The organism is Sporosarcina sp. FSL K6-2383, from assembly GCF_038618305.1.
Taxonomy (GTDB): domain Bacteria; phylum Bacillota; class Bacilli; order Bacillales_A; family Planococcaceae; genus Sporosarcina.
Window position 1 is genome coordinate 2046291 of record NZ_CP152017.1, and the last position, 11815, is coordinate 2058105.

Below are 11815 nucleotides of genomic sequence, written 5' to 3' on the forward strand. Positions count from 1 at the left end.
GAGGGGGTAGCATTATGAAGAAGTTTTTTGGCTTATTTGTATTACTCGCACTTGCGCTTGTCGTATCAGCTTGTACATCAGATTCAAATCAAGAGTCAACCTCGGATCCGGGCTCAACTGACAAGCCTAAGGATACTTCAGCGGACAAGGGTGAGGAGAGTTCAGTCGAAATCTTTAGTTGGTGGACAGGTGCGGGAGAAGAAGACGGACTTCTTGCACTGATTAGCCTATTTAACGAGCTTCATCCTGAAATCAAAATAGAAAATGCGGCAGTCGCTGGTGGAGCGGGAACAAATGCGAAAGCAGTGCTCGCCACAAGAATGCAAGGGAATGATCCACCGTCAACTTTCCAAGTACATGGTGGGGAAGAATTGAACAAAAGTTGGGTTGCAGCTGACAAAATGGCTCCACTCAATGACTTATACGAAGCAAATGGATGGATGGATAAATTCCCGGATGCATTAATTGAAATGGTCAGCAATGGCGACAATATCTACTCGGTTCCGGTTAACGTTCACCGTGGAAATGTCATCTTCTATAACATGGAAGTATTCAAGGAACACGGAATTGAAGTTCCGACAACATTAGATGAGTTTTTTGCAGTAGCTGACAAATTACAAGCTGCTGGCGTTGTCCCGCTATCACTGGGGGATAAAGAATCATGGGAAGCGACACAAATTTTTGAAAACGTCTTAGCTGCTGAATTGGGAAGAGATGATTATCTTAAACTATTCGCTGGTGAAATTGATTTCACTGATGCAAGAGTTGTTGCAGCAGCGGAGAAATTCGGAGAAATTCTTGACTATGTCAATGAAGACCATGCTTCACGTAACTGGCAAGACTCCGCTCAGCTAGTGGCTGAAGGAAAAGCAGCGATGATTAATATGGGAGATTGGGCGAAAGGTTATTTCGTCAATGACTTAAAGCTTGTAACAAATGAAGATTTTGGTTACTTTGCATTTCCAGGTACAGTTGGTGACTTTGCAGTTATTACAGACACATTTGGTTTGCCAAAAGGCATTGAAAATGTAGAGGCTACAAAACAATTCTTAACAGTACTTGGCTCAGTTGAAGGTCAAGATGCATTTAATCCTCTAAAGGGTTCTATCCCAGCGCGGGTCGATGCAGATCCTTCTAAATATGATGCCTATGGGAAGGATACGATTGAAGATTTCAAAACAGCGAATTTGTTCCCGAGTCTTGCACACGGGTCAGCTGCTTCTGAAGGCTTCGTCACAAAAGCGAACCAAGCGGTCAATATTTTTGTGACACAAAGAGATGTACAAAACTTTGTCGATGCCCTACAAAACGCAGCACCAGATATGTAAAAAAATGAGGGTGCCTGCCTTTTGATTGGCGGCACCTTATTTTTTTAGCATGATGGAAGCCTCAAACTGAGGAGGATGTAATATGGAGAAAGAAATGCAGAGCAAGAGAAAAAAGAAACTTTCAAAAGATCAGTTAACAGCAATGGTCTTTTTACTGCCCTCCATCATTTTTATTATTGTTTTTGTTTATGGATTTATCAGTTGGACGGGGTATATCTCATTAAGTAATTATAATACCATTGTGCCTGACTTTTCATTTGCAGGTCTAAAAAACTATCTCTACTTATTTAATGATTTCCGCTTTCGGGCAGATTTACGAAATACGTTATTTTTCACGATTTTATTTATTGCTGTCGTCATTTTGCTCGGTTTAGTGCTGTCCATCTTACTTGATCAGAAGACAAAAGGAGAATCTATATTTAGAAACATCTTTTTATTTCCGATGGCATTGTCCTTTATTGTCACAGGTGTGGTATGGCAATGGTTATTGCATCCATCGACTGGCTTTAATAAATTTTTTAATTTGTTTGGTATACAGCCTAAATGGTATACGGATACGACTATTTTAGCAGGCTTTAAATGGGGTAGCATTGAGTTTGGCTTACCTGCTGCCATTATCGCAGTTGTCATCGCTGCAGTTTGGCAAATGACGGGCTTTTCGCTAGCGATGTATTTAGCAGGATTGCGTGGTATTGGCGATGAGTTACGAGAAGCGGCTCGAATGGATGGAGCAACGGAGTTTCAAGTTTATATGAAAGTTGTTTTACCGCTACTACTCCCAATCACCATGAGTGTTGTCATTATTATGGCGCATATTTCGTTGAAGATATTCGATTTGATATATGCGATGACAGGTTCAGGTGCTAATTTTGTAACAGATGTACCTGGCTTGTATATGTTTGAAACGACATTTAGAGGAAATTATTATGCAAATGGCGCTGCCATCGCAATCATTATGTTGCTGTTAGTAGCCATATTTATTGTTCCATACCTATGGAATAGTAGAAAGGGTGATAACTAATGGCTTCTATCCGAATATCAAGCTTCATCAAATATGCTTTATTAATCATCGTGTCACTCCTTTTCTTAACACCTATTTATGTCATTATTGTCACGAGCCTCAAGCCAATTCAAGAGGTGTCGATTGACCAAATGTGGGCATTACCAACAGCACTCGATTTTAGTTCATACAAGTTGGCTTTCGACAGCTTAGCTCCGAACTTACTGAACAGCTTTTACTTGGTCATCCCTGCCACATTGTTATCTGCCTTATTGGGCGCTATGAATGGCTATATATTATCAAAGTGGAAGTTTAGAGGATCGGATGCGCTGTTTACGTTTATATTATTTGGAATGTTTATTCCTTATCAAAGTATTTTAATTCCATTGATTCAATTCTTGCGGACGATTGAGCTCTATAATACGATTCCTGGGCTCATCCTCGTTCATGTGGTCTATGGTTTACCGATCACGACACTGATGTTCCGAAATTTTTACGCAAGTATTCCTGATGAGCTGATTGAGTCTGCGCAAATAGATGGCGCAAACTTTTTAGGTATCTTTAGGCATATTATTATCCCTCTATCTATAACGGGTTTTGTTGTTGTAGCAATCTGGCAGTTCACGAATATTTGGAATGAATTCTTGTTTGCTGTAACGATTACTACGGGCACGAAGCAACCTGTCATGGTTGCGTTGCAAAACTTATCGGGCAGTCAAATTGTCCAGTGGAATGTACAAATGGCTGGCGCATTGCTTGCAGCTTTACCGACTTTATTGGTCTATATTTTCCTAGGAAAATACTTTGTCAGAGGCTTGTTGGCAGGGTCTGTTAAAGGCTAAAAGTGTTGAAAAGTGCGCGAAATAAAATAATATGGGTTAATGAAGAGATAAGTGTCTTCAGTTTAAAAAGTTGAATCAAGTAAAAAATGATAGCTTGTTATTCGAATTTTGAATGACGGGCTATCTTTTTTGTATTGAAGATGTGATATCATTTAATTAAGTTAATTAATTATCGGAGTTGGATTGTGGTCCGCAGGCACCGTGCGTTTCTACATAATAGGTAAACACTAGATTGAAAGAAGGGAGTTTTCTGATGCGACCAGGTACATTCCAATGGATGAAGTCTGTTAATAAATCGATTATACTTAATAAAATTCGGACAGACTCACCTATTTCTAGAGCACAAATTGCGAAGGATACAAAACTAACGCCCCCAACGGTAAGTAGTAATGTAAAAGAATTGATTGAACAGGGAATTGTTATTGAAAGTAAACTTGGTGAATCTCAGGGTGGTCGAAAGCCAACAATGTTGCTCATTAACCATCGGGCTTTTTACGTTATTGGAGTGGATGCTGGACCGGCAAAAATTGACTGTATTCTTGTTGATTTAACAGGTAGTATTATTCAGCGTTCTTCAAGTAAGCTGACAGTACCGATTACAAATGAACAATATCTTACGATTTTAAAAGATTGTATTCATGAATGTATGCAATCTACTCCAATGATTATGGGGGAAATCATTGGAATTGGAGTAGCGATGCATGGGGTTGTGGAAGTGGAAACAGGTACATCCTTAGTTGCACCTATTTTAGGTTTGACAAATATCCCAATTAAAAAAGAACTTGAAAAAGAATTTATGTTAAGTGTTAAAGTGGAGAATGACGCCAGAGCAATGGCACTAGGTGAATCCTGGTTTGGTAATCAAAATAAAGTCGATAGTATGTTAGCTGTCAACATTGGTCGTGGTGTAGGTGCTGGGCTTGTCATTGATGGAAAGCTCTATCACGGGGCACAAGATCTTGCAGGTGAAGTGGGGCATATGACGATTGATCTGCATGGGGAAGTGTGTGAATGCGGTAATCGAGGCTGTTTACAAACATTTATAACAGGTCCTGCGATTGTCAGGCGAGCCCAAAAAACGATAGCACAAGAAAGTAGTATGAAACAGCAGTTAACAGGTGAAAAAATGTATGAGCATGCCATTGGTGGACATGAGGAATTTGCTGCTCTTTTTAAGGAAACAGGAAAGATTATTGGGATTGGCTTGACTAATCTGATCCATATTATTAACCCGGAAAAAATCGTGCTTGGTGGCGGGGTTACAAAATCAAGGTCACTTATTTTGCCGGAAATAGTAAAAACGATTGAAAAGCGGGCCTTGACGCCACAGGCGAAGCAAACCAAAGTAGTCATTACGACGCTTGGTGAAGATTCAACTCTGTTAGGAGCTGTGTCACTACTATTGGTTGATTTATTTGAACCTGTATAATATACCCTACATATTGTTTAGGAGGTTTTTTGTATGACATGGCAAGTAGAGGCAGCAAAATGGTTACATCAAGAAAACTTAGAAGCGACACTAAAGCAACAGTTGTTGAATGAAGAAAATAATCAAGCATTATTAGAAGATAGTTTTTATAAAAACTTATCATTTGGTACAGCAGGTCTACGTGGTGAACTTGGTTTTGGGACAAATCGGATGAATATTTACACGGTGAGGAAAGCGGCACAAGGGCTTGCTTTATATATAAAAGGTCATGGGGAAGCCGCTAGAAATCGGGGTGTCGCCATTGCTTATGATTCTAGGCATCTATCGGCTGAATTTGGTCTTGAAGTGGCGAAAGTTCTTGGATTTAATGGTATTCGCTCTTTTTTGTTTGATGAACTTCAATCGACTCCATTACTATCCTACTCGGTTAGGGAGTTGAATACATTTTCGGGTGTTGTGATTACGGCAAGTCACAACCCAGCGGAATATAATGGATTTAAAGTGTATGGAGAAGACGGTGGACAAGTTACATTGGAGGCGGCAACTGCGATTACGGCTTATGCGGAGAGTATTAAGAATCTATTTTCAGTAGAGGTCATGGAAGAAGCCAGTCTGTTATCAGAAGGATTATTGACTTATTTGGATAACGATATGAGTAATCGATATTTAAAGCAATTGGATAGAATTTTATTAAATGGTGAGCTCGATAAACAATTAACGATTGTCTACTCTCCACTTCATGGAGCTGGTGGAAAACTAGTCTCTAAAGGGCTGGAGGTTGCTGGATTTACTAATGTAACGATGGTTAATGAGCAGGCCATTCCGGATCCTGATTTTACAACCGTCAAGTACCCGAACCCTGAAGAGGCACAAGCCTTTGACTTAGCGTTGGAATATGGTCATAAGGTGAAAGCTGATTTACTCATTGCTACAGACCCAGACGCGGATCGAATGGGTGTGGCTGTTCGGGATGCACAAAATAATTATGTTTTTTTAACAGGCAATCAGATTGGTGCATTACTTGTCCATGCCTTGTTGGAGGACAAATTGAAGCGAGGTATACTACCGACAAATGGTGTTGTGCTTAAAACAATTGTTACATCAGAGTTCGGTCGTGCAATTGCAGACAGCTATGGTGTTCAAACGCAAAATGTACTGACAGGGTTTAAATTTATTAGTGAAAAAGTGTTGGATTTTGAACGAAATGCAGCATCAACTTTTCTAATTGGTTACGAAGAGAGCTACGGCTATTTGATAGGTGATTTTGTTCGGGATAAAGATGCTGTCCAGGCTTCAGTTTTAATAGCCTCTGTTGCTGCTCGCTACAAAGCAAATGGCCAAACCCTGTTGGAAGGGTTACATGCATTGTTTGAACAATATGGATTTTATCTGGAAGAATTAGAGTCAATTCAGCTAAAAGGGAAAACAGGAATGGCAAAGATTGACGAAATCATGAACTATTTCCGTACGGCATCATTTGAAAGTGGGTTTGTCCAACCGATAGCGATTATTGAAGATTATTCGGCTGGCTATGTCTTCCATGTAAAGACAGGAATTCAGCATTCACTCGATTTACCTATAGCAAATGTGTTAAAATTTAAACTAGCAGATGGGACATGGTTTGCCATCCGTCCATCTGGAACAGAACCTAAGATTAAGTTTTATTTTGGTGTAAAGGCAGACACACAAGCAGAAAGTGACGAGCGTTTATTGGCAATCAAAACGGATGTCATGGCGATAGTAGAAAAAGTCATAGCTGGATCATTATGAAATGAAATGAGGAATGTTGAAATGGCATCACCTGTAGCACTTAATCAGTCGCTGACGGCGATAAGTGAGTTGGAGAAAGTTTTTGGAGAACGAGTGAAAAAGTTTCATAGCGATATGGCTAACGGAACATCTAAAGGTGCCGACTTTTTAGGTTGGCGTAATCTTCCGAATGATGCATTGGAAAATGATTTGGAAAGTGTCTTAGCGGAAGCAGAAAAGCTACGAAAAGCTGCTGAAGTGGTTGTTGTCATCGGTGTTGGGGGATCTTATCTGGGTGCAAAAGCAGTTCAAGATGCACTCTCTCCTTATTTTGAAAAAAGTGGGGATGACCCTGAAGTCATCTTCGCGGGTCAGAATTTAAGTGGCACGTATATGAAACAATTGTTACAGTATATCAGTGACAAAGAAGTTGCAGTTATCGTTATTTCAAAATCAGGAACAACGACAGAACCGGCAATTGCTTTCCGAATCCTTTTGGAGTATATGGAGGGGCGTTATGGGACTTCAGCCAGCGAAAGAATCGTTGCAATTACGGACAAATCAGCCGGAGCATTGAGAGAGTTGACCAATCGTTCAGGATTTGCATCTTTTGTTGTGCCAGATGATGTAGGCGGTCGTTTTTCAGTATTTACACCCGTAGGACTGCTACCGCTTGCAGTAGCAGGAATCGACATTAAGCAATTGCTTGCAGGAGCGAAAGACGCTGTACAAGAGTTTTCTACTGCGGATATTTCCTCAAATAGTGCATATCAATATGCAGCACTACGTAATCATTTGTTAGATGAGGGATTCAATATAGAAATTTTAGCAAGCTTTGCTCCACGCTTTGCAACTTTCCACGAATGGTGGAAGCAACTCTTTGGCGAAAGTGAAGGTAAGGATGGCAAGGGGATTTACCCAGCATCTGTAGCGTATCCAACCGATTTACACTCGATGGGACAATATGTGCAAGATGGGCGACGTGAGCTATTCGAAACATTTGTTCAATTTGTGGAATCCGTAGAAGACAGTGCAATCCCTACATCTACTGATAATTTAGATGGATTGAACTATCTTGCCGATAAAACAATGAATGAAATTAATGAAGTTACATTGCGAGCAACGATGCAAGCGCATGAAGCGGGTGGAGTTCCTCTTATTCTACTCCAAGTTGGCAAGCATGATGCTTATCATATCGGTTATCTTATTTATTTCTTTGAAACTGCCTGTGCGATGAGCGCATACTTGCTAGGGGTAAACCCTTTTGATCAGCCAGGGGTAGAAGAGTATAAGAAAAATATCTTTAGAATGCTAAAAAAACCAGGGTTTGTTGACGAACAATAATAATATATTATAGGGAACGCTTGTTTACAAATGTATATAGGCGTTCTTTTTTTAGTTTATCGAAAAATAAAAAAGTGATTGACAATAAGAAAATCATCATCTATACTATCGGTGTAAGCGCAACCAAAGTATAACTATTATTTTTTAATCCGAAACAAAAACGTTTTCGTAAATAATTTTAAATAGATAACGTAACCAAAATAGATTTTTTTACTCTGTAACAAAAACGTTTTCGTAAAAGGAGGCAGCCATAACATGATGGACTATTCGCGGGGGAAAGAAGAGCTTAAAAACTGGATTGTTTCAGAAATAGCTTTTTCTCCTGATACACTTGGCAAAAATGAAGCAATCATGTATCTCGGCAATGGCTATATGGGATTGCGATCTGCAATGGAGGAGCCATATAGTAAAGAAACAAGGAATATGTTTGTAAGTGGTACGTTTAATAAAGCGCAGGAGAATGAAGTAACTGAGTTACCGAACTTAGCAGATATTACAATGATTGATCTACGTATAGATGGAGAACGATTTAGTCTTGAATTTGGAGAAACAAAGGAATACATACGCCAATTAAATTTAAAAACGGCTGAGCTGACAAGAAGCTTTGAATGGACTTCGCCTGCAGGGAAAGAATTGCGTTTTCTATTCAAACGCTTTGTCTCGCTAGATGATCTGCATTTAATCGGCATGACAATGGAAATTGAAAGTCTCACGCATCCTGTTCACATTGCATTCGACTCAGGTATCAATGCCCAAATGACTAATTCCGGCTCACAACATTGCATTGAAGGGGAACGAAGGATCTTTGACAATCGTTTTATACAGTTAATCCAAACAACAAGTGAATCGAATATTGATATTGTGATAAATACGACTCATAACATACTTATAAACGGTGTAGAAAGCCCTGACATTCCTGAGATGAACATGAGCCGGCGAAAAGTATGGCTGACATATGACGTTAATCTCCAGCCAACTGATACGCTCATCATGGAAAAGTTAACGACGGTTTATACGAGCCGGGATAAGGAAATTGACAATGCACAGTACAATCTTCAGCAACTACGCAACCTTTCCTTACAAGAATTAAAAAATTGTGCAGCTAAAGGCTATGATTCACTATTCCTTTCGCATCAAGAAGCGTGGCAGAGCAAAATCTGGAATGCTTATAATATTGAAATTATGAGTGATGATAACTTTGATGAACTAGCCATGCATTTTTCACTCTATCATTTAACGATTATGACACCTGCACATGATGATCGAATGGGGATTGCTGCGAAAGCATTGAGTGGAGAAGGCTATAAAGGGCATTCGTTTTGGGATACAGAATTATTCATTCTACCCTTTTTTACTTTCTCAAACCCAGAAGTTGCAAAATCGCTGTTACTCTATCGCTATCATGGTCTAGTAGGAGCTCGGAAGAAAGCTGCCGATAATGGCTATACAGGTGCGATGTATCCGTGGGAAATGGCTTGGCCGACGGATGGTGAAGTAACGCCCGTATGGGGAGATATTGATATTGTAACTGGCGAACAAACGAAAATTTGGTCGGGATTTATAGAACAGCATATTTCAGCAGATATAGCATTTGCTGTTTATCAATACGATAGTGTGACAGGTGATCAGTTATTCATGGAACACTACGGTTATGAAATGGTATTTGATACGGCAAGGTTTTGGGCGAGCCGTCTTGAATGGCACGAAGAGAAACAGCACTACGAGATTTCGAATGTCATTGGTCCTGATGAATACAAGGAACATGTCAATAATAATGCGTTTACGAATTATATGGCCTATTTTAATATGAAACTTGCAATTCGCTATTATGAAAAGATTGAGCATGAAAATCCAGCTCTTCTTCAACAAATGACGACAGCACTAGATCTAACGAATGCTTACGAGCAATGGCGATCAAAAGTAGAGCAAATTTTTTTACCAAATCCACGTGAAGAGGATTTAGTTATTCCACAGGATGACACCTATTTGCAGCTAACGGAAATTGACCTAACAAAGTATAAAAACCAGCAACAGGTAAGGACGATTTATCGAGATTATAATCCTGAGCAAATCAATTCTTTTCAAGTAACAAAACAGGCAGACACATTGATACTATTTTACTTACTACAACAAACTTTTTTACAGGAAGATGTTCGCCTTTCAGAGGCTGTTAAACAGGCTAATTTCGATTACTATGAACCGCGCACATTGCATGACTCATCACTTAGCTTAGTAACACATGCCATACTTGCCAATGATCTCGGCAAGACAGATTTAGCTTACTCCTTGTTTAAAAAATCTTGTGAAATCGATTTGGGCCCACTGATGGATACATCTGATGATGGCATTCATGCTGCCTCTGTCGGTGGGATCTGGAAATCGGCAATCTTTGGTTTTGCAGGCATCAGACTTGTTGATGGGAAACTGCATATAAACCCAAGAATACCCAAGCATTGGCAACAGATGGCGTTTACAATCCAGTGGCGTGGTCAACCTGTCAAGATTGTTATCACATCATCTATGTTGACTGTCAATGTAACCAACAACGAACAAATCAAGTTTGAAACGGATGGAACAGTGTATATATGTGATGATTATGTAGAAGTACCTATTAAGTGTTAACCATTTTGGTAGTTATAAAATGACTTGCTCATTTTATTCACTATAGAAGTTCAAAATAGAAGGGGAGGAATTGACATGAAATTACAAAAAAGAACATTTGGTAGTCTGTTACTTATCGCATTATTACTTCTTTTAGCTGCATGTGGTGGTGGCACGAAGGATGAAGGAACAGCACCGGTCAAAGAAAGCACTGGGGGCACTGACAAGCCGGAAGAGGTAACTGATCAAAAAATTACAATCTTCCAAAGTAAAGTTGAAATTTCTGATCAGCTAGAAGCGCTTGCAAAAGAATATACAGCAGAAACAGGCGTTGAAGTAGAAGTTTGGGGAACAACAGGTGATGACTACTTCCAACAACTACAAATTCGTTTGAACAGTAACCAAGGACCATCTATTTTTAGCCTTCAACATGTATTGGAAGCTGAAAAATTGAAATCGTATGTGTATGATTTATCGTCTGAAGAGTACGTGAGCTATATTGCTCCGGGTATGGAATTGAAGATTGACGACAAAATTGTCGGTGTTCCATACGGTGTTGAAGGATTTGGCTTAGTGTATAACAAAGATTTAGTGAAGCCGGAAGATGTAGCTGACTATGCATCTTTTGTGAAAACAATGGAGAAATTTAATGCTGAAGGCATTAACGGACTTGGTCTTGCAAAAGACGCTTATTTCTTAATCGGTCATATTAGTAACTATCCATTCTCTATCCAACCAGACCACTACGCGTTTATCGACAAATTAACAAGTGGTGAAGTAACGATGGCAGATACAAAGGAATTCCAAGAGTTTGGGGATTTCATGGAAACAATTAAAAACAATACACCTAGTCCACTAGATGTAACGTATGATAAAGAAATCGGTGATTTTGCAGCGGGTAAATCAGCAATGATTCACCAAGGAAACTGGGCTTACGGAATGCTTTCAGAATTCGATTTCGATTTTGAAGTAGGTATGCTACCATTCCCATTATTGGGCAATGACAAAATGGCTGTCGGTGTGGGGAATAACTGGGCAATTAATGGTACAAAAGACGAAGCTGAAGTAAAAGCAGCCAATGACTTCTTAAATTGGATGTCAACAAGTGAAATTGGTCACCGTTATATTGTAGAAGAGTTCGGATTTGTACCGGCATTAACGAATATTGACGCTGGTGATCTAGATCCACTATCACAAGATGTGTTAGATGCTTCGAATAAAGGACAAACGATTCCTTGGGCACAAAACTACTTCCCAGCGAATATTGTTCCAAATGATTTTACACCTGCTGCACAAGAATTCTTCTTGTCTAAAGATATGACAGGGAAAGAATTGATTGACAAGTTAGACGACGCTTGGAAAAATGCAGTAAAATAATGATAAACAGACGGTGAATAGCTGGGCATACTTGGAGAAGTATGCCCAGTAATTCTTTACAGACAAAGGATTCCTATGAAATAGGGATTTCTTCTCTAGAAGGTAATTTCGTTGGACTCACATTACTACTCATAAGTTTAGCTAG

At 39.5% G+C, this 11815-nt stretch carries 8 protein-coding genes; all 8 read left to right on the plus strand.

Annotated elements, in window-relative coordinates; genetic code table 11:
- The first annotated feature begins 14 nt into the window (after positions 1 to 14).
- Positions 15 to 1328 carry an ABC transporter substrate-binding protein gene (locus MKZ10_RS10065; RefSeq protein WP_342504835.1) on the plus strand — a complete coding sequence of 438 codons (1314 nt, stop codon included), beginning with the start codon at positions 15 to 17 and terminating at the stop codon, positions 1326 to 1328.
- A 94-nt stretch (positions 1329 to 1422) separates the two neighbouring features.
- Positions 1423 to 2349 carry a sugar ABC transporter permease gene (locus MKZ10_RS10070; protein ID WP_342510133.1) on the plus strand — a complete coding sequence of 309 codons (927 nt, stop codon included), beginning with the start codon at positions 1423 to 1425 and terminating at the stop codon, positions 2347 to 2349.
- The gene (locus MKZ10_RS10075; RefSeq protein ID WP_342504836.1) at positions 2349 to 3170 is read left to right on the plus strand and encodes a carbohydrate ABC transporter permease; all 822 of its coding nucleotides are present in this window, start codon (positions 2349 to 2351) and stop codon (positions 3168 to 3170) included. The genes MKZ10_RS10070 and MKZ10_RS10075 overlap by 1 nt, the downstream gene beginning before the upstream one ends.
- Before the next feature lie 253 nt (positions 3171 to 3423).
- On the plus strand, positions 3424 to 4599 hold the full coding sequence (locus MKZ10_RS10080) for an ROK family transcriptional regulator (RefSeq protein WP_342504837.1): 1176 nt from the start codon (positions 3424 to 3426) through the stop codon (positions 4597 to 4599).
- Positions 4600 to 4632: 33 nt separating this feature from the next.
- The gene (locus MKZ10_RS10085) at positions 4633 to 6369 is read left to right on the plus strand and encodes a phospho-sugar mutase (protein WP_342504838.1); all 1737 of its coding nucleotides are present in this window, start codon (positions 4633 to 4635) and stop codon (positions 6367 to 6369) included.
- A 21-nt stretch (positions 6370 to 6390) separates the two neighbouring features.
- Complete coding sequence (locus MKZ10_RS10090; RefSeq protein ID WP_342504839.1) at positions 6391 to 7692, plus strand: glucose-6-phosphate isomerase; 1302 nt, start codon at positions 6391 to 6393, stop codon at positions 7690 to 7692.
- Positions 7693 to 7947: 255 nt separating this feature from the next.
- Entirely contained in the window at positions 7948 to 10314 is a 2367-nt protein-coding gene (locus tag MKZ10_RS10095) for a glycosyl hydrolase family 65 protein (protein WP_342504840.1), read from the plus strand.
- 75 nt (positions 10315 to 10389) lie between these two features.
- On the plus strand, positions 10390 to 11670 hold the full coding sequence (locus MKZ10_RS10100; RefSeq protein WP_342504841.1) for an ABC transporter substrate-binding protein: 1281 nt from the start codon (positions 10390 to 10392) through the stop codon (positions 11668 to 11670).
- Positions 11671 to 11815 lie beyond the last annotated feature (145 nt).

Bases quoted from the DNA above. Each gene is read 5' to 3' on its own strand.
- MKZ10_RS10065 (WP_342504835.1), top strand. From the start codon at position 15: ATGAAGAAGTTTTTTGGCTTATTTGTATTACTCGCACTTGCGCTTGTC.
- MKZ10_RS10070 (WP_342510133.1), top strand. From the start codon at position 1,423: ATGCAGAGCAAGAGAAAAAAGAAACTTTCAAAAGATCAGTTAACAGCA.
- MKZ10_RS10075 (WP_342504836.1), top strand. From the start codon at position 2,349: ATGGCTTCTATCCGAATATCAAGCTTCATCAAATATGCTTTATTAATC.
- MKZ10_RS10080 (WP_342504837.1), top strand. From the start codon at position 3,424: ATGCGACCAGGTACATTCCAATGGATGAAGTCTGTTAATAAATCGATT.
- MKZ10_RS10085 (WP_342504838.1), top strand. From the start codon at position 4,633: ATGACATGGCAAGTAGAGGCAGCAAAATGGTTACATCAAGAAAACTTA.
- MKZ10_RS10090 (WP_342504839.1), top strand. From the start codon at position 6,391: ATGGCATCACCTGTAGCACTTAATCAGTCGCTGACGGCGATAAGTGAG.
- MKZ10_RS10095 (WP_342504840.1), top strand. From the start codon at position 7,948: ATGATGGACTATTCGCGGGGGAAAGAAGAGCTTAAAAACTGGATTGTT.
- MKZ10_RS10100 (WP_342504841.1), top strand. From the start codon at position 10,390: ATGAAATTACAAAAAAGAACATTTGGTAGTCTGTTACTTATCGCATTA.